Here is an 18,528-nt window from a genome sequence, read left to right as displayed (position 1 = left end):
TGTAATGGGCACAGCACCTGGCCGGGGCTTTTTGGCAGACCGCTAACCTGGCAAATCGATAATATAGTATTACTATTTAAAACAACAACCCTTCACATATGCCTTTTCAGGCGGTAGAGTCAGCATCACAACGACAAATAGTAATACTAATTAGGTGTTCCGCTTATGTCTGACAACAACCGCCCCCTGCGCTCCGCCCAATGGTTTGGTACCGCCGACAAAAACGGCTTCATGTACCGCAGCTGGATGAAGAACCAAGGCATCCCGGACCACGAATTCCAGGGCAAGCCGATCATCGGCATCTGCAACACCTGGTCGGAGCTGACCCCGTGCAACGCCCACTTCCGCAAGATTGCCGAGCACGTCAAAAAAGGCGTGCTGGAGGCGGGTGGCTTCCCGGTGGAGTTCCCGGTGTTTTCCAGCGGCGAGTCCAACCTGCGCCCCACCGCCATGCTGACGCGCAACCTGGCGAGCATGGATGTGGAAGAAGCGATCCGTGGCAACCCGGTGGACGCCGTGGTGCTGCTGACTGGCTGCGACAAGACCACCCCGGCACTGCTGATGGGCGCCGCCAGCTGCGATGTGCCAGCGATCGTGGTCACCGGCGGGCCGATGCTCAACGGCAAGCACAAAGGCAAGGACATTGGCGCCGGCACCATCGTCTGGCAGATGCACGAGGCCTATAAGGCCGGCCAGATCGACCTCAACGAATTCCTCTCCGCCGAGGCCGGCATGTCGCGCTCGGCAGGCACCTGCAACACCATGGGCACCGCGTCGACCATGGCCTGCATGGCCGAAGCGCTGGGCACCTCGCTGCCGCACAACGCCGCCATCCCCGCGGTGGATGCCCGCCGCTATGTTCTGGCCCACCTGTCGGGCATGCGCATTGTCGACATGGTCCGCGAAGACCTGCGCCTGTCGAAGATCCTCACCCGCGAAGCCTTCGAGAACGCCATCCGCGTCAACGCCGCCATCGGTGGTTCGACCAACGCAGTGATCCACCTCAAGGCCATTGCCGGGCGCATTGGCGTAGACCTACAACTGGAAGACTGGACCCGCGTCGGCCGCGGCACACCGACCTTGGTCGACTTGCAGCCCTCGGGCCGCTTCCTGATGGAAGAGTTCTACTACGCCGGCGGCCTGCCCGCTGTCATCCGCCGCCTGGGCGAGCATGGCCTGCTGCCCAATCCCACCGCATTGACCGCCAACGGCAAAAGCCTGTGGGACAACTGCCTGGCCGCGCCGCTGTATGACGAAGAAGTCATCCGCCCGCTCGATAAACCACTGGTAGCCGATGGCGGCATCTGCATCCTGCGCGGCAACCTGGCGCCAAAGGGTGCGGTGCTCAAGCCCTCAGCCGCCACACCAGCGCTGATGCAGCACCGCGGCCGCGCCGTGGTGTTCGAGAACTTCGAGGACTACAAAGCACGCATCAACGACCCCGAGTTGGATGTGGACGCCAATTCGGTGCTGGTGATGAAGTACTGCGGGCCCAAGGGTTACCCGGGCATGGCCGAGGTGGGCAACATGGGCCTGCCGGCCAAGCTGCTGGCCCAGGGCGTGACCGACATGGTGCGCATTTCCGACGCCCGCATGAGTGGTACTGCCTACGGCACCGTGGTGCTGCACGTGGCACCCGAGGCTGCTGCGGGCGGGCCATTGGCAGCCGTGCGCGAAGGTGACTGGATCGAGCTGGACTGCAAGGAAGGCCGGCTGCACCTGGACATCAGCGCCGAAGAACTGGCTGGCCGCCTGGCCGACCTGCAAGCGCCACCCCAGTTGATCAGTGGCGGTTATGCGAAGCTGTATCTGGACCATGTGATGCAGGCTGACGAAGGTTGCGATTTCGACTTCCTGGTTGGCTGCCGTGGCGCTGCGGTGCCCAAGCATTCGCACTGACCAACCCGCAACACCGCCGCGCAGTAGCGGCGGTGTACCGCTTGAGGGCGAAGCCCACGCCCTTTACCGCAACACTTCCCACTGACAAATCACCCCGCCCAGCCCCGCCCCACAGGCCGCCCCTCGACCACTAATGCTATGATGCCCACCCCGCTCGAAGGACCTCCCGCGCCCCCCATGAACTACCGCCAGCCCACCACGCGCAAAAGCATGCACGCCACCCTGGTCCAGGACCTCGGCCTGCAAATCGTATCCGGCCAACTCGCACCCGGGCAAAAGCTGCCCTCCGAGGCCAGCCTGTGCGAAAGCTACGCGATCAGCCGGCCGGTATTCCGCGAAGCGATGCGCGCCCTGACCGCCAAGGGCCTGGTCGAAGCGCGGCCGCGGGTCGGCACGCTGGTGCGGCCCCGCCATGACTGGCACATGCTCGACCCCGACGTGCTGCACTGGCTGATGCAGGCCACCCCTCAAAAGGACTTTTTCAATACCCTGTCCAGCGTGCGCTGGGTCATCGAACCGGCCGCCGCCGCGCTGGCCGCCACCAACGCCAGCCCCGAGGATGTCGCGTCGATCGGCGAGGCCTACCAGCGCATGGAAGCGGCGCGCACCCATGAAGAGCGCCTGCAACCCGACCTGGACTTCCACGCCCGCATCGCCGACGCCACCCACAACGACCTGCTGGCCTACCTGTGCAACATGTTGTCGATGGCCCTGCGCGAATCGGTGCGCTATTCCAACCAGCGGCCAAACTTCGACCAACTCGCCCTGCCCCGGCACAAAGCGATTCTCACGGCTATCCAGAACGGCGACGCACTGGGTGCAAGGCATGCTTCGCTGGTGCAGCTTGAAGATGCGCGTGTGGCGTTGAGCAAGGTGTTGGGGCAAGACCCGACTAGCTGAGGCAACGTTTTCGGCTGCCTGCGCGTTACCAGCAGTTACAGGTGAGCGCTGAAAAAATCAGATTGAACCCCTTTCCTGTAGGGCATTTCCCAAAGATACTGCCGCCGCCTGTTTTTCGTTGCGGTCGGTTTATCAGCGTCCTAGTCTCGGCCAGTCGTTGCACATCAACGACCGGCTTTGACAGGCCGCGACGATATACAGGGCATTACCGTTCATGGCGGTTGTGTATGGGGCACGCGTGCGTGCGCCGGTTTCTGTGTTCGCCGGTCTGTCAACCCATGCACAGCTGCCACCTTTGCGTTTGACAGCGGATTGGCGGCGGCCCCACAGAGAACACAGTCCGATGTTAAAAATCGTCCCTGATCCACCCCACCACCTCCACACCCTCGAAGATACGCTGATGCTGGCTGCAGATTACGCACTGTGCGCCGAAGCCGTGGCGCAGCAGGCGATGATGATGCAACCCAAGTCGCCGTCCTCCTTGTTGATCATGACCTCCATGCACGAGCTCGAAACCTTGCGCAAATTGCTTGAGGTTGCATTGGCGCAGGTGCAGATGCCGACTGAGAAAGGAACGCTGCACTAAGCGGCATCACGTCAAGTCTGGCCTGGCTCTTTCGAAGGGAAACGTTCCCCCACGGCACTGCCCCTGAGGTTGTAAACGGCCCTTAGGTACCCGGTGAAATCTGTGAGGGCCCGGCTTACCGGCGATAGGGCCAGCCCAGGCCCCCGGACTTTCAGGGAAACAAGCCATGCCAAAAGACAGCACTACTGAGAAAACCACACCGGGCAAAACCATGTTCTACCAGACAGAAGGTCGAACCGAACCGCTGTTCTGCATCGCACCTGGCATCCCCTACCAGAATGCAACGGAGCAAGCCTCAGAATTAATGGGCTGTGTGCGGGGGTTTGACCTTTACCTGCCTCATGGAAGAAAACCCGCAATTGATCTGGGCATCCCGCTACCTGAGTGCACTGGCAAAGGCGCTGCTCGACGATGCCGAGTTGGGATGAAGCGGTAGATATCCCAGTGTCGCTACTGGCCTCTTGGAAGGGGCCAGTTCGAGTTGAAACGGTTTCGAAGAATTTCTCATTACGACGGCGAAATACAAAGGCGACCAGAGCGGCTCGAGGCGTCGCACGATGTTCACCATCGAGCTGGGTTATAGCCTCGCTACATCTTACCGCTTGCCAACGCAGCTTTGAGCTGATCGATTTCAAGCCACCCTTTGGTTGAGTGGACGACCCTATGACAGTTCGCGCATAACAATGCCAAGTCATTGAGGTGCGTCTTGTCACCGGGTTGGAGGGTATGGACAGGCTTCGTATGATGCACGTCGATAAGCCCTTCTCCGACGTCACCGTATCGAGTAGCGAAGTCAAAGCCACAGGCTTCACACACCAGCTTTCCAAACTTCGCCATCGCCTGCTTTTTCTTACTTGCCACCAGCCTTCGGTCTCTCTCACGGCACCGATGTAACCTCGTCAGCACCTTACCCTCCTCCGCCTCCTGGATCTCAGGCTCATCGCCGCCGCCCAAGGCCTGATCTGCGATTGCGCTAGATAGGTGATGCTCTACAGCAACTCTGATGGCATTGACAACCTTAGCTAAACGCTCGGGCGCCTCGGCGTAATCATTCCATACCACCGCCTCACCTTTGTTGCCCTTCACCAGGCCAGTTTTGCCAGCGCTGGTGTAGTCCGGATCCCATTGCCTGAAATTGCCGAGCTTCATGCACACGCCATTGGCATTACGGAAGTTTGTAACAGGGCCTATACCCAGGGCCTTACCCATCTTGCCAAGGAACAAAGAAAGCTCTTGAACGTCTGGGTGTTTTGGTGAGGGCAGAGAAGGACGGTGCCGCAGGTAAAGATCTAGAGCAAGTATCAGTTCGTCACTGGACCACGGGGGGTTGGAGTGGGCTGTGCGAGCTTTAACGGAGGAAGAGTCGAGATAAACATCCATGCTGTGTGTCGGTGCCTGTAGGAATGCCTGCTGTGGCCCTACAATATCATTGGCAGGGATGCGTAGGAATTCTCGTACGTCGCGGCGGAGAGTCATCCAATGCGGCGTGCTATTCAGTTCCTGGCGCTCATCGGTGCTGGATTTCCACGGCGGCGTTTACAACCAAGTCGATTACACGGATGCCACACCGGCTGAAGATGGGTCGATGTGCATTATCAGCAGCCTCTCGTTGATACACCGCTGACCCGTGACAGCCGTAAAGACGGCCCGATCCCCTGCCCCATCGCAGGGTGCATCGGAGTGTGATCTGTGAGGCGTGGCCGCTGAAACCCAAGCGTCTAGATGGATGAGCCGAAACGCGGAGACGGGGCGCCCAATACCAGATCACACTCCAGTGCAGCTCTGAAGCAGTCAAAAAAATTGAATCTGCTAGTTGCCTGCTTGGTCAGGAATTATGAACGCAGTAAATCTGACGAGGTAACAGCAATGACTATCGAAGCAGAGACACTCGCTCAACTTGCCGAAGCCCTTCAAGAGCGCGGCATGACTCTAGTAACAGACGTTGCATTTACCAGAGCTCCATACCGACAAAACCACCGCTGGATTTGCACCGTAGAGTAGTAATTCTCCTTGCCGGCGGCTCGGACTAAGACTCCACCGCCGGCCCCCTTTAGTAGCCCTTCTGCAACACCACACCTCCCTTCCCTTCACATCGACCGCATTGGCAGGCGCCAGGCCACCTTTCACGGTGGGTTTGGTCACCCGCGGCTGGCTCCTGGCCAATGCGGTCCTGAGGATCACCAAATGCATAACTGCACTGATACCCAGGCCGTGTGCCGGGGCTGCGGTCTCAAGCTGCGTGGTTCACCTTCTTGGAAAGGTGGTCTGGCCTATCACCCTGATCCGAAAGGCGAGGTGAATCGCTGCCGTTACGGGGGTTGGGTCTGCTCGCGGCGCTGTGACATCAAGGCCTGCGTCGAGCTGGAAGGAACCATGCCCGGCTGTGGCGGCGTGAACAGCTTCGAGCGCCTTACGCACTACGCCAAAGAGCATCACCCGCCATTGGCCGGAGGCAGCATGAGCGGCTGGATCAAATGCAGCGACAGGCTGCCAGAGGAGATCAAGGCAGACTATTTGATCGTCTGCGAGTCCGGCGAAGTCGCGCTTTCCGAGTACGTCTACGACGACACCGAAGGCTGGGGGTTCTGGTACGACCCGTACGCGACTCATTGGATGCCCCTACCTTCCCCACCAAGTAGCCCACCACCTGGAGGCGACCATGGCCACCCAGCACGACCTCTATGCCGACAGCGCCCAGGCCCAGGCCTTGGATCGTCGTCTCTCTGGTGAGCAGGAAGTTCACTGGGCGGAAGGCATTACGCCACAGCAGGCTGCGGCTAAAAACCGGGCTTGGCTCGCCATGATCCGCAAACAAGACAAGAACCAGAAGGCAAGCAGCCGGACGGCGATCGCGTCAGCACTCGACAAGATGGAAGCCATGAGTGGCACAGGCGCCGCCCGGAGGACAGCATGATCAGAGGCACACGCGACAAGGTGTTCGCCATTATCAACTCGCGCTTCGATGCTATCAACGCTTCGTTCAGCGATAGCTTGCGCGGCGAGCTGGCTATGGCCATCGATCTGGCCGGCCTTACAGGCGCCATCGGAATCGACACGCAGCGGGCCTACACAGAGCGGCTGAATCGGATCATTGAACGCGTTCACCAGCAGTGGATGGAAACGAACGGGAGAGTGGCATGAGCACCGCACCGGCCAAATCGCTGATAGACGAGCAGATCGAGGAAATCAGCGCGCACAACGTGCGCGAAGCCTATCGCCTGGCTGAGCAGCGCGGCTACTTCGGCGCCCCTATGGGGAATGCTTCGACCTGACCATCAACGAGTTTGACCCGAAGAAGAGCCTCTTCCTTGGCGCCACTTACGGTATCGAGGCTTTGCTGCTGAACCTATACACCGGAGGGGTGAAGCTCGACTTCGAGGAGATCGCTACCTACGAAGTGCGTTACAGCCAATCCGACTACTGACACCCCTGCGCTACCCGCCAGCGCCTCTCCCTCGAACGAAAACGCCGCCTGAGAAGGCGGCGCTGACTGACGAAGATCGGACGTTACCAGGTCTTCGGCTCTGACTTCTTGTAAGAGCCTCCCGTCATGCACTTCTCGACCAGGTCTTCGCGAGCCTTGTTGTCTGGAAGTGTTTTCAGGTAGTCGGGCTGGCAGTGCTCGGTCGTTGGCTCGTAGGCAGCAGTGTCGAGGGCGTCTTCTTTGCAGCCGGCCAAGCTCATAGCGAGTGCCGCAGCAAGGATTGGGGCAAAGCATGACTTCACGGCTTGAACCCCTCGTCCTGGCTTTCATCAGGCGGAGTGATGTTCCAGAGATTCTCGCTGGCTTCCTGCTGTGCCTGAGCCTTCTTCTCTTCCTCAGACTCCCAGCATCCGCTGAGGGAAATTGCAGCAATGGCAACGATGGCTGCGCCTACGATGGTGCGTTTCATGAGGTTCCTTCCTGTGAAATGGCCGGCTTTTATACCAAAGATCGCAACCCTTCGCAAAAACTGACACCGAGCGCTGCCCGCCAGCGCCTTCCCCTATTCAACGAAGGCCTTAGTTCATTGCGCGCGATTTCTCTGCTCACTTCGCTTGCGGATATACGAACGCATCATCCGGCGCTGAATCCAGCCGATAATAATGACCTGCAGTACAATGCAGAGCACCACGAATGCGGTCCTGGCATATTGGCTCAATGTAAGCTCAAAGGCCAAAACGCCCCATATGAGCATCAAGCTTCCTTGGAAGAACAGCCCCGTCATAGCAGACAGAAAGGAGTCAACCCAGAACCATCTGTCTGGGAGGAATTCCAAGGGGCCCATAGCAAAGAGGGCGATGCCGAAAGGCATACTAAAAACTGTGGGTAGCATGCCCAGGTCACCGTAGCGCAGCAGACTGCACCAAGCCACGAACCCTAATAAAGATCCGGTACGCCAGCGATTCGTCGTCAGACGTGCAAAAAGAGCCTTCAATCTGTTCCGTCGCACCATTACCACTGTCCCTGTTAGGTAAGCGGCGAAGCATACCAGCAAGAATCACTGCGCGGCGCTGCCCGCCAGAGCCTTCCCCTATTCAACGATAACGCCTCCCCGGCGAGGGCGGTGCCTGCAATGGGCACACTACCTCTTCATCCGGATCCGCTTCCGCTCAGCGCGCTCTTGAAATTGATCCCAGTCGAAGTTGATCATCGATGACAGCAGCTTCAGATCATCGTAAACCTTGAATGTCGCCTCCGTAGTTGGCGTCGTGGCCATGTATTTCTCAACTTCATAGTGCATTTTATAAAGTGAGCCCATCAAGCCGCTGTAGTACACGACAAGCTTATAGTCGGAGAGCTCGTACACCACAATCGCTTTCGCTGCCTCCAAAGAGGCCCTAAACGACTCACCCAAATACTTTTCCCAAACCGAGCGAAACTCGAAATCAGCAGCCTCACCGTCTGCAAAACTCGAAACCGACTGTGCGTTTTCGACCGCATTTTTATGACGGCACAGTAGGCGTCGAAACGATCTATAGAGCTCCGTTTTGCATGTTAATTTGACGCCTGTTTTGCCCACTGCTTCGGCGCACCGACCAGCCGGGAACGCCTGTTCATGATCGCCCGCTGCGACGGGGAGCCCATCGTGTGGCCGGATCCGACCCACGCCAAACACCCAGCCAAGGGCCAGCAGAAGTGGCGCACCGCTGCCGAGTGCATTGATTGGAGCGTGCCAAGCAAGAGTATCTTCGGTCGGAAGAAAGACTTGGCTGCCGCAACGCTCCGCCGTGTGGCCAAGGGCATGAAGAAGTTCGTGCTGGACAACCCGCAGCCCTTCATCGTGCCGATTGCGAACTGGTCGGGCGAATTGGCCCAGTCAGCCCACGAACCGCTCAAGGCCTGGTCACCGTCTTCGTGAAGGGCACCCCGTACGTCATCGTCGACATCTGTCTGCGCATGCTGCAGCCACACGAGCTCTACCGGGCCCAAGGCTTCCCGCCTAGCTACATCATCGACAGGGGCGCCGACGGCAAGCCGTTCACCAAGACCGAGCAGGTGCACATGTGCGGTAACAGCGTGAGCCCGCCACCGATGGCTGCACTTGCTCGTGCTAACGATCCTTGGAGAGTGCACGTCACGAAATCTGTTGCTGCCTGACCCTACGGCCTATGCGAGTGCCTACCTTATGCCCACCTGACAACCGACGGACTCGGAGGTTGCGCAGGTGCGATACTGCCATCCGCGGCAACAACGCGGGCACATCCCTGGCATCTGCCGGATGCCGACACGGCGGCTCTCTGTCCAACCTACGACCGCATAGTTGCCACCGAGAAAATGACAGCACTCATCAAGTTCAACAAAAAAGCTATCAGGCAGACTCGATGCATGCGGCCAAATCTCGCAGTCAGCAAAATGGAACTGGGAGTTAAGCCTCTGTCAGCGACCGATTTGAACGCGAGCTGGAATGAGCCAGGGCCTTTCCAGCGTTTAGAGCAATCATGTAACGAGGCGCGATCGGTTGTTAAATGAGGAAAGGCAATTTTCCGATGTAGTCCATCTTTCCGATCCGAACGCCTTCGTGTCGGAGGATTGCGTAGGCCGTCACCATGTGAAAGTAAAAGTTAGGGACTGCGTGCTGGTGGAAATAGTCCTTGCCAAGAAAAGCGCCGGACCAACCGGGAGGAGCGACAATGCGATCTTCCCAACCCAAAAAGTCGCTTTCTTTCATCGAACTGACATAGGTGATCGTTTTTTCAATCAGCGCTTTGAGTTCTGGGACAGTGTGCTCAGCGTTATCGGAGACCGGAGCCGATTTGCCAGTCAGAACTGAGCTGGCGAGCATGGCCGTACCGCACACCATCTGGACTTGGCTCGAGAGTGGCAGCATATCTGGCGCGAGACGGGCGTTCAAAAGAACTTCCGCCTCAAAGCCATTTTCCTCAGCGTGTCGTTGTGCCTTGTCCAAGAGACGGGAAAGGGTGTCTAGCATTTTGATGAATTGCGTAATTTCCGCGTACATTGTGTATTCCCTATATCAGGTTACTGCTTGGGCTGAATTTCAACTGAGCGCACGCGCTCGCTGAGGGCATCTCCGCGTTGCCGGGATCGCGCCGGAGTGCCCGCGAGGTCTGCGATAACGTAAGGGCCGTGGTTGGGAAGCATCACGCCGCCAGCACCAACGCGGATCGTCGTCGTAGCAGCCGCGATGTGAGACACAACGACCGAGGTCGCAGCCGTGCTGACTGCTGGCGAGTTGTGATGCTCGGCCACCCAGATGCGGCGCAAACCCAAGCGCTCTGCATGCTGGCCAAGTGTGCGGGCGCTATCGAGCGCTGTGCGGCGGTCGGATCCTTGCCGAAGGGGTCCGAGTTCCAGAATCGACGATGGGATCATCGTACGAGGCTCCTGCCAGCCGAAGCGCTGCTGTGTGCGGCGCTTCGGCGAATGCCAGCGGTCATATCATCGCGCAACATCGATCACGACCTTGCCAACGTGATTGCCGCTTTTGAGGCGCCGATAAGCGGCCTCGTAATCCGCGAATGAAAAAACCTGGTCCACAACCGGGTGCATCTCGTGCAAGGCCATGGCTCGCAACAGCGCCTCGAAGGTTGCCCGCGACCCGATAGACGTGCCGGCGACGCGAAGCGACTTGCCGAGAATATCGATTGGCGGCAGCCCGCCACCGAAACCGCTGGTGAAACCGACGAGCGAGATGTCGCCGCCGTTCCGGGTAGCGGCCGCCGACTGCACGATCGTCTTCTCGCCCGCGATATCGATGGTCTTGTCGACCCCACGCCCGTCTGTGAGAGCCAGAATTTTCTTGTCCCAGTCGGGATGGGACCGGTAATTGACGACTGCAGCGGCGCCCAGCGCCCGAAGCCGTTCCGCCTTTTCCTCCGATGAGGTGATGGCGAGCACCTTCGCGCCGAACATCTTCGCCACCTGCAGCGAGAACAGCGCTACCCCGCCAGTGCCCTGAATCAGCACTGTCTCGCCAGGCTGGAGCGGCGATGATAGGTTCAGCGCCGACCAAGCCGTAACGGCAGCGCAAGGGAGAGAGGCGGCCTCAATATAGGTCATGTAGTCCGGCAGATGAACGACGGCGTTCTCGTGCAGCAGAATAGTTTCGGCCAGCCATCCGTCAGTCGTCATGCCCAGGCTGTCCGCATGGTACTCCGGACGCGTGGGTCCGCCGATCCAGTGCTGGCAGCATGATGCTGACACACGGTCGCCGACCTTTGTGCGTTTGACGTCGCGACCGACCGCGATCACTTCACCGGCTCCGTCCGAAAGGGGGACGCCATTAGGCTTTGTCGGACCGCCATATGCACCATCGAGAATCGCTTGGTCGCGGAAGTTCAAGGATGCTGCATGAACCCTGACCACAACCTCGTGCGGACCGGGATTTGGCATGGCTTCATCGTGCAGCTTAAGGCCCGGCCTCTCGTCGGAGGTCCATCGAACAGTTTTCATCGTCTCTATCCTTCTTTGATCAGCATGGCGGGGCCGACTCATAGAACCAGCGGAATCGTCGGTTCACCCCCCTTTTCCAGCAAATGTTTGCGTAAAAAAGAGAGTATCCACTACCATTCTTAACAGCAAGTACACACTATTTTGTGCGTTACTAACCAAAAGGTAAGTTAGATGAAGCGAGATTGGCGAAGCGGAGATCCTAATCAGCAACTCTTCTGGGCGGCCGCGACGAGCGAAACCCTGCGAGTGCTTGAAGGAAAGTGGAAGATTGTGATCATTGTCCAGCTCTTCGCAGCCAAGGAGCCGATTCGCTTTTCAGAGCTTGAGAAGCGGGTTGTGGGGGTGAACCAGAAGATGCTGATTCAGCAGCTCAAGGAACTGGAAAAGGACGGAATCGTCACCCGCAAGGTCTTTGCGCAGGTCCCACCGAAGGTGGAGTATGCCTTGACCGAGCTTGGTCTCGCGCTCGGCCCATCGATTGAGACGCTGATCGATTGGGCATTTCTCAAATGCGAAACTCGGGGCGGAACTCCGCAGGACATTTGATGGCGTATCTCAAGCGGCTGTCCGACTTCCTAGGTGTTTAGGCGCTCGATTCAGCCTTTGGATCAGCGCTCCAACAGATGGTAATGGGCGTAACCCCTTAATTGATTAAACGTAGTATCCGCGCCCGCTGAGCAAGGTTCCCCACCTACATGCTCAGGCGAAGCCAACCCCAAACCTTGACAACTTCAGCGGTTTACAGCGCAGAGGAACCCACTGGGCGCGGTCCACCTGTAACTCGCTCGGGCGTGGATTCACAATGTATCGCTGCACGTTTAAAGATGAATTAACCGCTCGCGATACTAATTACTTAGCCAAGCTTCACATTCATGGTGATGCGAGCCGTGAAGACTTTCACCCCAGCTTCGTCGAAAATTTCGACCGGGACGATTTTGTCACCCGAAGATTCCCAATCAATTTCGCTACCATCGGCGACCGCGTGAACGGCGGTCTTGGCTTTAGCTAGATACTCGACAGTCATGCCTTTCGGAATCCAACGAGCGCCGCTAGGAATAGATACCTCGGTCATCATCCCGCCGGCAAGCTCAGCAGCGTTGCATAGTGCGATGGCATGAACAGAGGCGAGGTGGTTGGTGATTTCTTTGCGGAAAGGGACGTTCACTTCAGCGCGACCGGGAGTCAGCAAAGAGATTTCCGGGGTAATGGTGCTGAAGTAGGGGGCCATTTGGCAGGCGATATTGCTGAAAGCGGAAGCGCCAACGTTTTGGTACATGCTGAGTGTCTGGCTCATTTACGGGGACCTCTGATTTAGCGAATGACAGATTAGAATCATGTTCTAGAACAATATTCTGTTTAATCCAACCCGTCAACAGCTCGTATGCGCTGCCGGTTTCACTTACCATCGCGCTTTTGGGCCGGAATCAAGAATGGAACCTGCTGATCTCCTCGAGCGCTGTTACCCCGGGCGACGTGCCGAGTCCAAACGGCAAATTCTTCGCTGTGCACTACGGCTGTTCAATGAGCACGGAATCGACGCGACCACCATCGACATCATCCGAGCCGATAGCGAGACGAGTGTGGGGTCGATCTATCACCATTTTGGCAACAAGGAAGGCGTGATCGCAGCCCTCTACATGGCGGCGCTGGACGACCAGGCGCACCTGCGAGACAGCTACATGAAAGGTGCGGTTTCAACCCGGGAATGGGTGTTCGCGCTGGTCTTCAGCTATGTAGATTGGGTAGTCGGCCAGCCAGACTGGGCGCGTTTTCAATACCAAGCGCGCTACGCCGTCGCGCAAAGTGCCTTCGGTGATCAGCTCAAAGAAGCCAATCGCATCAGGAACGCGCAGATCAAAGATTGGTTTAGCGACCCAGTTCATCGACGTGAGTTGAGGGATCTGCCGCGCGAGCTCATACCCTCGCTAATTATAGGATCGGCGGATAGTTACTGCCGGGCTTGGCTCTCCGGCCGAGTCAAGCAAAGCCCAGACCTCTACAAACAGCTGCTTGCTGAGTCAGCCTGGTTGAATGTGGGGAATGCCGGTTGAGAGAACTGCCCGCTCAAAACCCATGGGCCTAATATGAACGTCCGCTTTTCGCCGATCTCACCGATGACGACGGTCGTTAGGGTCGATGCTCCCTGTCGTCGCCCCTAACACCATGAGTTTGAGGCCGCTGAATTCGGTGGGGAGAAAAGTGGGGGTAAAAATGCGCTCCGAAAAAATCGTGACCCATAAAAAAATCCAGTCACCGCTAAGTGACTGGATTTTTTGGAGTTTTTTGGTCGGGACGGAGTGATTCGAACACTCGACCCCTTGCACCCCATGCAAGTGCGCTACCGGGCTGCGCTACGCCCCGACTACATTCTCATAACCTCTGAGAACGATGAAGAATCTACCCTAACCTTTTGATAAATGGAAGCTTTTTTTCAAAAATTTCCATTCATCGGCCAAACTCACTTCTTCAACACCACCAGCACATCCTCCAACTCGACAATCATCTGCCGAATCAGCTGCTTGTACTGGCTTGACTCATCCTTCACCTCATCACTGGAGAGCCGCAACCGCGCCCCGCCAATGGTGAACCCCTGGTCATACAGCAGCGCGCGAATCTGGCGGATCATCAGCACGTCTTGGCGCTGGTAATACCGCCGGTTGCCCCGCCGCTTCACAGGGTTGAGCTGAGGGAACTCCTGCTCCCAATACCGCAGCACGTGTGGCTTTACGGCACACAACTCGCTGACTTCACCAATGGTGAAGTAGCGTTTGCCCGGTATGGGGGGCAGTTCGTCGTTATGGCTTGGTTCCAGCATAGGCCTCAACCCGGGCCTTCAACTTCTGCCCTGGACGAAAGGTGACGACGCGCCGTGCAGTGATCGGGATCTCTTCCCCTGTCTTGGGGTTGCGGCCCGGCCGCTGGCGTTTGTCGCGAAGGTCGAAGTTGCCGAAACCGGACAACTTGACCTGCTCGTTCTCTTCAAGTGCGTGCCGAATTTCTTCAAAAAACAGCTCGACCAACTCCTTGGCCTCACGCTTGTTAAGCCCCAGCTCCTCGTACAGCCTTTCGGCCATCTCAGCTTTCGTCAGAGCACCCATGCCGTTATTTCCTTAACGTGGTGTTCAACCTTTGTTCAAGCGAGGTGAGGATATTGTGCAGGGTAGTGTTCACCTCATCGTCGTTAAGAGTGCGCGATGGATGCTGCCAGGTCAAGCCGACGGCCAGGCTTTTTCTATCAGGATCAATACCTTTACCCTGGTAGACGTCAAACAGCCTGAGGTCTGTAAGCCATTCGCCTGCATTGTCACGAATTACTTCAAGCACGGCGCTGGCGGCGACGTCACGGCCGGCGATCAGGGCCAGGTCGCGACGGGTTTCCGGGAACTTGGAGAGCTCGCTGAATTTCGGCAGGCGGCCTTCCACCACATCACCCAATACCAGCTCGAAGACGAACACCGGGCGGTCCAGGCCCAGGGCCTTGGCGACTTCCGGGTGCAGGGCGCCGAGGTAGCCGACTTCCTTGCCGTCGCGCTGGATGACAGCGGTCTGGCCTGGGTGCAGGGCGGGGTGTTTGCCGGCGGCGAAGGTGAAGTCGCACAGGGCGCCCGAGTAGCCCAGCAAGGCTTCGACGTCTGCTTTTACATCGAAGAAGTCGATGCTGTCACGGCCGTTGGCCCAGCCTTCTGGCAGACGGCTGCCGGTGACGACGCCGGCGATCATCGGCTGCTGCTTCAGGTCACCCAGCTGGCCGACGAAGCGCAGGCCGCTTTCGAACAGGCGCACGCGGTCTTGCTGGCGGTTGAGGTTGTGCTGCATGGCTTTGACCAGGCCTGGCCACAGCGAGGCGCGCATGGCGGCCATGTCGCTGGAGATAGGGTTGGCCAGCAGCAGCGGCTCTACACCAGGGGTGAACAGCTCGAACAGCTTCGGGTCGATGAAGCTGTAGGTGATGGCTTCCTGGTAGCCGCGGGCGACCAGCAGGCGGCGCAGGTTGGGCAACTCACCGCGGGTTTCCGGGTTGGCCTTGGGCGCCAGGCGCGCTTGTGGGTAACGCACTGGCAGGCTGTTGTAGCCGTACAGGCGGGCCAGCTCTTCGATCAGGTCAACTTCCAGGCTGATGTCGAAGCGGTGGCTTGGCACCTTGACGGTCCACTCCCCTGCCCCGCTGGCCGTGGTGGTCAGCTCCAGGGCGTTGAGCATCTGCTCGACCTGGGCGGCCTGCAACTCCATGCCGAGCATCTGGGTGATGCGTTCGGCGCGCAGGGTCACCGGGGCGACCTGCGGCAGGTGCTGTTCACTGACGGCTTCGATGATGGGGCCGGCTTCGCCGCCGACAATCTCCAGCACCAGCGCGGTAGCGCGCTCCATGGCTTCGCGGGCCAGTTGCGAGTCGACGCCGCGCTCGTAGCGGTGCGAGGCGTCGGTGTGCAGGCCGTATGAACGGGCCTTGCCAGCAACGGCGATCGGCTCGAAGAAGGCGCTTTCGAGGAACAGGTCGCGGGTTTTTTCGGTGTTGACGCCGCTGTGCTCGCCACCCATCACGCCGGCAATGGCCAGGGCACGGGTATGGTCGGCGATGACCAGGGTGTCGGCGCGCAGGGCGACTTCCTGGCCGTCGAGCAGCACGAGCTTCTCGCCCTCTTCGGCCATGCGTACGCGGATGCCGCCATTGATTTCGGCGAGGTCGAAGGCGTGCATCGGCTGGCCAAGTTCGAGCATCACGTAGTTGGTGATGTCGACAGCGGCGTCGATGCTGCGCACGTCGCTGCGGCGCAGGCGTTCAACCATCCACAGCGGGGTGGGCTTGCTGAGGTCGACGTTGCGGATGACGCGGCCCAGGTAGCGTGGGCAAACGGCTGGAGCACTGACCTCGACCGGGCGCACTTCATCGTGGACAGCCGGTACGGCCGGCACCACAGGGCGGGTAACCGGTACGTTGTACAGGGCACTGACGTCGCGGGCCAGGCCGGCCAGCGACAGGCAGTCACCGCGGTTGGGGGTCAGGCCGATCTCGATGCTGGCGTCGTCCAGGTTCAAGTACTGGCGAATGTCTTCGCCTACCGGGGCGTCGCCAGCCAGTTCGAGCAGGCCGTCGTTTTCTTCGCTGATCTGCAGCTCTGCTGCCGAGCACAGCATGCCGAAGGATTCGACGCCGCGCAGCTTGGCCTTCTTGATCTTGAAGTCGCCCGGCAGTTCGGCACCGATCATGGCGAACGGGATCTTGATGCCGGCGCGCGCGTTGGGGGCGCCGCAGACGACCTGGAAGGTTTCCTGGCCGTTGCTGACCTGGCAGACGCGCAGTTTGTCGGCGTCGGGGTGTTGTTCGGTGGCGAGGATTTCGCCCACGACGATGCCGCTGAACTGGCCGGCAGCGGGGGTTACGCTGTCGACTTCAAGGCCGGCCATGGACAGGCGGGCGACCAGTTCATCACGGGAGACTTGCGGGTTTACCCAACCGCGCAGCCACTGTTCACTGAATTTCATGCTGTTCTCCTGAAAGTTGCGTCGATTGGGCCTAGCGGAATTGGGCTAAGAACCGCAGGTCGTTGTCGAAGAACAGACGCAAATCGTTGACGCCGTAGCGCAGCATGGCCAGCCGCTCGGCACCCATGCCGAAAGCGAAGCCCTGGAATTCTTCAGGGTCGATGCCGGACATGCGCAGCACGTTCGGGTGCACCATGCCGCAGCCCAGCACTTCCAGCCAGCCGGTTTGCTTGCACACGCGGCAGCCTTTGCCGGAACACATCACGCACTGGATGTCGACTTCGGCGGACGGCTCGGTGAAGGGGAAGAACGACGGGCGGAAGCGCACGGCCAGTTCTTTTTCGAAGAACACGCGCAGGAACTCTTCGATGGTGCCCTTGAGGTCGGCAAAGTTGATGTCGCGATCGATCAGCAGGCCTTCGACCTGGTGGAACATCGGCGAGTGGGTGATATCCGAGTCGCAGCGGTAAACGCGGCCCGGGCACACAATGCGGATGGGCGGCTGGGTGGACTCCATGGTCCGCACCTGCACCGGCGAGGTGTGGGTGCGCAGCAGCATGTTGGCATTGAAGTAGAAGGTGTCGTGCATCGCCCGGGCCGGGTGGTGGCCAGGGATGTTGAGCGCTTCGAAGTTGTGGTAGTCGTCTTCGACCTCGGGCCCTTCGGCGATGCCGTAGCCGATGTGGGTGAAGAACTGCTCGATGCGTTCGAGGGTACGGGTGATCGGGTGCAGGCCACCGGTGGCCTGGCCACGGCCTGGCAGGGTCACATCAATGCATTCGGCGGCCAGGCGAGCGCTGAGCTCGGCTTCTTCAAAGGCTGCCTTGCGTGCGTTGAGCACTTCGGTGACGCGCTCTTTGGCGTCATTGATCAGCGCGCCGACTTTCGGGCGCTCTTCGGCTGGCAGGTTGCCCAGGGTCTTCATCACCTGGGTCAGTTCGCCTTTCTTGCCCAGATACTGAACCCGGATCTGTTCCAGGGCATTGATGTCTTCAGCGCGCTCCACGGCCTCAAGGGCTTGGGAGACCAGCGCGTCCAGGTTTTCCATGTACAGACTCCAGATACGAAAATAGGGGAAGAGCTTTGAAGGCTCTTCCCCTATCGATGACGTTTTACACCCGACAGCACAGAGCGCTGCCGGATGATTGTCGTGGGTACTTAAGCCAGAACGGCTTTAGCTTTCTCGACAATTGCAGCAAACGCCGCTTTTTCGTTCACTGCCAGGTCAGCCAGAACCTTACGGTCGATTTCGATCGACGCCTTTTTCAGGCCAGCAATCAGACGGCTGTAAGACAGACCGTTGGTGCGGGCACCGGCGTTGATACGAGCGATCCACAGTGCGCGGAACTGACGCTTCTTCTGGCGACGGTCGCGGTAGGCGTATTGGCCTGCCTTGATGACTGCCTGCTTGGCTACGCGGAATACGCGCGAGCGTGCACCGTAGTAACCTTTAGCCAGTTTCAGAATTTTTTTGTGACGCTTACGAGCGATAACGCCGCGCTTTACACGAGCCATGAGTAACTTCCTCTATCTTTGACCAGAATTAACGAACGCGCAGCATGCGCGCGACTTTCGCGACGTCAGACGGGTGCAGCAAGCTGCTACCACGCAGTTGACGCTTACGCTTGGTCGACATTTTGGTCAGGATGTGGCTCTTGAAAGCGTGCTTGTGCTTGAAGCCGGTAGCGGTCTTCAGGAAGCGCTTTGCAGCACCGCTCTTGGTTTTCATTTTTGGCATGTTGGAACTCCGCATTCGATAAAA

Annotated in this window: 24 protein-coding genes, 1 tRNA gene and 3 pseudogenes; 12 read left to right on the top strand and 16 right to left on the bottom strand. The window is 58.8% G+C overall.

The features are described from left to right. The first annotated feature begins 165 nt into the window (after positions 1 to 165). The 4 genes and pseudogenes from OSW16_RS10445 (at position 166) to OSW16_RS10430 (ending at position 3,813) form a co-directional block, all read left to right on the top strand. A complete protein-coding gene (locus tag OSW16_RS10445; RefSeq protein WP_241806474.1) occupies positions 166 to 1,899 on the top strand; it encodes an IlvD/Edd family dehydratase in 1,734 nt (577 codons plus the stop codon). A gap of 177 nt (positions 1,900 to 2,076) precedes the next feature. Continuing rightward, complete coding sequence (locus OSW16_RS10440) at positions 2,077 to 2,799, top strand: FadR/GntR family transcriptional regulator (protein WP_267822827.1); 723 nt, start codon at positions 2,077 to 2,079, stop codon at positions 2,797 to 2,799. A gap of 343 nt (positions 2,800 to 3,142) precedes the next feature. Further along, complete coding sequence (locus OSW16_RS10435) at positions 3,143 to 3,385, top strand: hypothetical protein (RefSeq protein ID WP_267822825.1); 243 nt, start codon at positions 3,143 to 3,145, stop codon at positions 3,383 to 3,385. Between the two features lie 166 nt (positions 3,386 to 3,551). Further along, positions 3,552 to 3,813, top strand: a pseudogene (locus OSW16_RS10430) (DUF3077 domain-containing protein). Between the two features lie 160 nt (positions 3,814 to 3,973). On the opposite strand, the gene OSW16_RS10425 reads toward OSW16_RS10430, so the two are convergent. Continuing rightward, positions 3,974 to 4,765: an HNH endonuclease gene (locus tag OSW16_RS10425; RefSeq protein WP_267822823.1), complete on the bottom strand. Its 792-nt coding sequence runs from the start codon at positions 4,763 to 4,765 to the stop codon at positions 3,974 to 3,976. A 136-nt stretch (positions 4,766 to 4,901) separates the two neighbouring features. Here OSW16_RS10425 and OSW16_RS10420 point away from each other — a divergent pair. From OSW16_RS10420 to OSW16_RS10405, 5 genes and pseudogenes are all read left to right on the top strand, one after another. Then, positions 4,902 to 5,009: pseudogene (locus tag OSW16_RS10420) on the top strand (polysaccharide lyase family 7 protein); the annotation flags it as partial. Positions 5,010 to 5,569: 560 nt separating this feature from the next. Then, a complete protein-coding gene (locus tag OSW16_RS27080; RefSeq protein WP_418942092.1) occupies positions 5,570 to 6,115 on the top strand; it encodes a DUF551 domain-containing protein in 546 nt (181 codons plus the stop codon). Further along, positions 6,045 to 6,299, top strand: coding sequence for a hypothetical protein (locus tag OSW16_RS10415; RefSeq protein ID WP_267822820.1), 255 nt, complete (start codon positions 6,045 to 6,047; stop codon positions 6,297 to 6,299). The genes OSW16_RS27080 and OSW16_RS10415 overlap by 71 nt, the downstream gene beginning before the upstream one ends. Next, the gene (locus tag OSW16_RS10410; RefSeq protein WP_267822818.1) at positions 6,296 to 6,526 is read left to right on the top strand and encodes a hypothetical protein; all 231 of its coding nucleotides are present in this window, start codon (positions 6,296 to 6,298) and stop codon (positions 6,524 to 6,526) included. Before OSW16_RS10415 ends, OSW16_RS10410 begins: the two co-directional genes overlap by 4 nt. Continuing rightward, on the top strand, positions 6,523 to 6,657 hold the full coding sequence (locus tag OSW16_RS10405) for a hypothetical protein (protein WP_267822817.1): 135 nt from the start codon (positions 6,523 to 6,525) through the stop codon (positions 6,655 to 6,657). The genes OSW16_RS10410 and OSW16_RS10405 overlap by 4 nt, the downstream gene beginning before the upstream one ends. Before the next feature lie 235 nt (positions 6,658 to 6,892). Here the strand turns inward: OSW16_RS10405 and trbK are convergent, their stop codons facing one another. The 4 genes from trbK to OSW16_RS10385 form a co-directional block, all read right to left on the bottom strand. Then, on the bottom strand, positions 6,893 to 7,069 hold the full coding sequence (gene trbK / locus OSW16_RS10400; protein ID WP_241806478.1) for an entry exclusion lipoprotein TrbK: 177 nt from the start codon (positions 7,067 to 7,069) through the stop codon (positions 6,893 to 6,895). A 38-nt stretch (positions 7,070 to 7,107) separates the two neighbouring features. Next, positions 7,108 to 7,278, bottom strand: coding sequence for a hypothetical protein (locus OSW16_RS10395; RefSeq protein ID WP_241806479.1), 171 nt, complete (start codon positions 7,276 to 7,278; stop codon positions 7,108 to 7,110). Positions 7,279 to 7,392: 114 nt separating this feature from the next. Continuing rightward, on the bottom strand, positions 7,393 to 7,821 hold the full coding sequence (locus tag OSW16_RS10390; protein ID WP_267822813.1) for a hypothetical protein: 429 nt from the start codon (positions 7,819 to 7,821) through the stop codon (positions 7,393 to 7,395). A 129-nt stretch (positions 7,822 to 7,950) separates the two neighbouring features. Then, on the bottom strand, positions 7,951 to 8,388 hold the full coding sequence (locus OSW16_RS10385) for a hypothetical protein (protein ID WP_267822811.1): 438 nt from the start codon (positions 8,386 to 8,388) through the stop codon (positions 7,951 to 7,953). Between the two features lie 3 nt (positions 8,389 to 8,391). Between OSW16_RS10385 and OSW16_RS10380 the strand changes: the two are divergent. Further along, positions 8,392 to 8,966 (top strand): annotated as a pseudogene (locus tag OSW16_RS10380) (DNA cytosine methyltransferase); the annotation flags it as partial. 364 nt (positions 8,967 to 9,330) lie between these two features. Here OSW16_RS10380 and OSW16_RS10375 read toward each other — a convergent pair. The 3 genes from OSW16_RS10375 to OSW16_RS10370 form a co-directional block, all read right to left on the bottom strand. Next, positions 9,331 to 9,828 (bottom strand): DUF1993 domain-containing protein, encoded by a 498-nt coding sequence (locus tag OSW16_RS10375; protein WP_267822809.1) that lies wholly within the window; start codon positions 9,826 to 9,828, stop codon positions 9,331 to 9,333. A gap of 20 nt (positions 9,829 to 9,848) precedes the next feature. Further along, the gene (locus OSW16_RS27075; protein ID WP_349974438.1) at positions 9,849 to 10,202 is read right to left on the bottom strand and encodes an LLM class flavin-dependent oxidoreductase; all 354 of its coding nucleotides are present in this window, start codon (positions 10,200 to 10,202) and stop codon (positions 9,849 to 9,851) included. Between the two features lie 66 nt (positions 10,203 to 10,268). After that, positions 10,269 to 11,282, bottom strand: a complete 1,014-nt coding sequence (locus OSW16_RS10370; protein ID WP_267822807.1) for a zinc-dependent alcohol dehydrogenase family protein — start codon at positions 11,280 to 11,282, stop codon at positions 10,269 to 10,271. Between the two features lie 171 nt (positions 11,283 to 11,453). Between OSW16_RS10370 and OSW16_RS10365 the strand changes: the two genes are divergently transcribed. Then, the gene (locus OSW16_RS10365) at positions 11,454 to 11,828 is read left to right on the top strand and encodes a winged helix-turn-helix transcriptional regulator (protein WP_267822805.1); all 375 of its coding nucleotides are present in this window, start codon (positions 11,454 to 11,456) and stop codon (positions 11,826 to 11,828) included. 307 nt (positions 11,829 to 12,135) lie between these two features. Here the strand turns inward: OSW16_RS10365 and OSW16_RS10360 are convergent, their stop codons facing one another. Then, positions 12,136 to 12,576, bottom strand: coding sequence for a hotdog fold domain-containing protein (locus OSW16_RS10360; protein ID WP_267822803.1), 441 nt, complete (start codon positions 12,574 to 12,576; stop codon positions 12,136 to 12,138). Positions 12,577 to 12,712: 136 nt separating this feature from the next. Here OSW16_RS10360 and OSW16_RS10355 point away from each other — a divergent pair, with 136 nt between their 5' ends. Then, on the top strand, positions 12,713 to 13,333 hold the full coding sequence (locus OSW16_RS10355) for a TetR/AcrR family transcriptional regulator (protein ID WP_267822801.1): 621 nt from the start codon (positions 12,713 to 12,715) through the stop codon (positions 13,331 to 13,333). 233 nt (positions 13,334 to 13,566) lie between these two features. Here the strand turns inward: OSW16_RS10355 and OSW16_RS10350 are convergent. From OSW16_RS10350 to rpmI, 7 genes are all read right to left on the bottom strand, one after another. Beyond that, positions 13,567 to 13,643 (bottom strand) — tRNA-Pro (locus OSW16_RS10350). A 97-nt stretch (positions 13,644 to 13,740) separates the two neighbouring features. Then, on the bottom strand, positions 13,741 to 14,097 hold the full coding sequence (locus OSW16_RS10345) for a MerR family transcriptional regulator (protein WP_008100384.1): 357 nt from the start codon (positions 14,095 to 14,097) through the stop codon (positions 13,741 to 13,743). Next, positions 14,078 to 14,380: an integration host factor subunit alpha gene (ihfA, locus tag OSW16_RS10340; RefSeq protein ID WP_003250679.1), complete on the bottom strand. Its 303-nt coding sequence runs from the start codon at positions 14,378 to 14,380 to the stop codon at positions 14,078 to 14,080. Before ihfA ends, OSW16_RS10345 begins: the two co-directional genes overlap by 20 nt. Before the next feature lie 4 nt (positions 14,381 to 14,384). Next, on the bottom strand, positions 14,385 to 16,766 hold the full coding sequence (gene pheT / locus OSW16_RS10335) for a phenylalanine--tRNA ligase subunit beta (RefSeq protein ID WP_267822798.1): 2,382 nt from the start codon (positions 16,764 to 16,766) through the stop codon (positions 14,385 to 14,387). 31 nt (positions 16,767 to 16,797) lie between these two features. Next, a complete protein-coding gene (gene pheS, locus OSW16_RS10330) occupies positions 16,798 to 17,814 on the bottom strand; it encodes a phenylalanine--tRNA ligase subunit alpha (protein ID WP_012313866.1) in 1,017 nt (338 codons plus the stop codon). Positions 17,815 to 17,924: 110 nt separating this feature from the next. Next, complete coding sequence (gene rplT, locus OSW16_RS10325; protein ID WP_003250671.1) at positions 17,925 to 18,281, bottom strand: 50S ribosomal protein L20; 357 nt, start codon at positions 18,279 to 18,281, stop codon at positions 17,925 to 17,927. A 28-nt stretch (positions 18,282 to 18,309) separates the two neighbouring features. Next, the gene (gene rpmI, locus OSW16_RS10320; RefSeq protein WP_012313865.1) at positions 18,310 to 18,504 is read right to left on the bottom strand and encodes a 50S ribosomal protein L35; all 195 of its coding nucleotides are present in this window, start codon (positions 18,502 to 18,504) and stop codon (positions 18,310 to 18,312) included. Positions 18,505 to 18,528 lie beyond the last annotated feature (24 nt).

The sequence above is a fragment of the Pseudomonas putida genome (assembly GCF_026625125.1).
In the GTDB taxonomy this organism is placed as follows: Bacteria; Pseudomonadota; Gammaproteobacteria; order Pseudomonadales; family Pseudomonadaceae; genus Aquipseudomonas; species Aquipseudomonas putida_X.
This window is presented reverse-complemented; position numbering and strand designations above follow the sequence as displayed.

Coding starts and splice junctions, on each gene's coding strand:
- OSW16_RS10445 (WP_241806474.1), top strand. CDS start 166: ATGTCTGACAACAACCGCCCCCTGCGCTCCGCCCAATGGTTTGGTACC.
- OSW16_RS10440 (WP_267822827.1), top strand. CDS start 2,077: ATGAACTACCGCCAGCCCACCACGCGCAAAAGCATGCACGCCACCCTG.
- OSW16_RS10435 (WP_267822825.1), top strand. CDS start 3,143: ATGTTAAAAATCGTCCCTGATCCACCCCACCACCTCCACACCCTCGAA.
- OSW16_RS10425 (WP_267822823.1), bottom strand. CDS start 4,765: ATGGATGTTTATCTCGACTCTTCCTCCGTTAAAGCTCGCACAGCCCAC.
- OSW16_RS27080 (WP_418942092.1), top strand. CDS start 5,570: ATGCATAACTGCACTGATACCCAGGCCGTGTGCCGGGGCTGCGGTCTC.
- OSW16_RS10415 (WP_267822820.1), top strand. CDS start 6,045: ATGGCCACCCAGCACGACCTCTATGCCGACAGCGCCCAGGCCCAGGCC.
- OSW16_RS10410 (WP_267822818.1), top strand. CDS start 6,296: ATGATCAGAGGCACACGCGACAAGGTGTTCGCCATTATCAACTCGCGC.
- OSW16_RS10405 (WP_267822817.1), top strand. CDS start 6,523: ATGAGCACCGCACCGGCCAAATCGCTGATAGACGAGCAGATCGAGGAA.
- trbK (WP_241806478.1), bottom strand. CDS start 7,069: ATGAGCTTGGCCGGCTGCAAAGAAGACGCCCTCGACACTGCTGCCTAC.
- OSW16_RS10395 (WP_241806479.1), bottom strand. CDS start 7,278: ATGAAACGCACCATCGTAGGCGCAGCCATCGTTGCCATTGCTGCAATT.
- OSW16_RS10390 (WP_267822813.1), bottom strand. CDS start 7,821: ATGGTGCGACGGAACAGATTGAAGGCTCTTTTTGCACGTCTGACGACG.
- OSW16_RS10375 (WP_267822809.1), bottom strand. CDS start 9,828: ATGTACGCGGAAATTACGCAATTCATCAAAATGCTAGACACCCTTTCC.
- OSW16_RS27075 (WP_349974438.1), bottom strand. CDS start 10,202: ATGATCCCATCGTCGATTCTGGAACTCGGACCCCTTCGGCAAGGATCC.
- OSW16_RS10370 (WP_267822807.1), bottom strand. CDS start 11,282: ATGAAAACTGTTCGATGGACCTCCGACGAGAGGCCGGGCCTTAAGCTG.
- OSW16_RS10365 (WP_267822805.1), top strand. CDS start 11,454: ATGAAGCGAGATTGGCGAAGCGGAGATCCTAATCAGCAACTCTTCTGG.
- OSW16_RS10360 (WP_267822803.1), bottom strand. CDS start 12,576: ATGAGCCAGACACTCAGCATGTACCAAAACGTTGGCGCTTCCGCTTTC.
- OSW16_RS10355 (WP_267822801.1), top strand. CDS start 12,713: ATGGAACCTGCTGATCTCCTCGAGCGCTGTTACCCCGGGCGACGTGCC.
- OSW16_RS10345 (WP_008100384.1), bottom strand. CDS start 14,097: ATGCTGGAACCAAGCCATAACGACGAACTGCCCCCCATACCGGGCAAA.
- ihfA (WP_003250679.1), bottom strand. CDS start 14,380: ATGGGTGCTCTGACGAAAGCTGAGATGGCCGAAAGGCTGTACGAGGAG.
- pheT (WP_267822798.1), bottom strand. CDS start 16,766: ATGAAATTCAGTGAACAGTGGCTGCGCGGTTGGGTAAACCCGCAAGTC.
- pheS (WP_012313866.1), bottom strand. CDS start 17,814: ATGGAAAACCTGGACGCGCTGGTCTCCCAAGCCCTTGAGGCCGTGGAG.
- rplT (WP_003250671.1), bottom strand. CDS start 18,281: ATGGCTCGTGTAAAGCGCGGCGTTATCGCTCGTAAGCGTCACAAAAAA.
- rpmI (WP_012313865.1), bottom strand. CDS start 18,504: ATGCCAAAAATGAAAACCAAGAGCGGTGCTGCAAAGCGCTTCCTGAAG.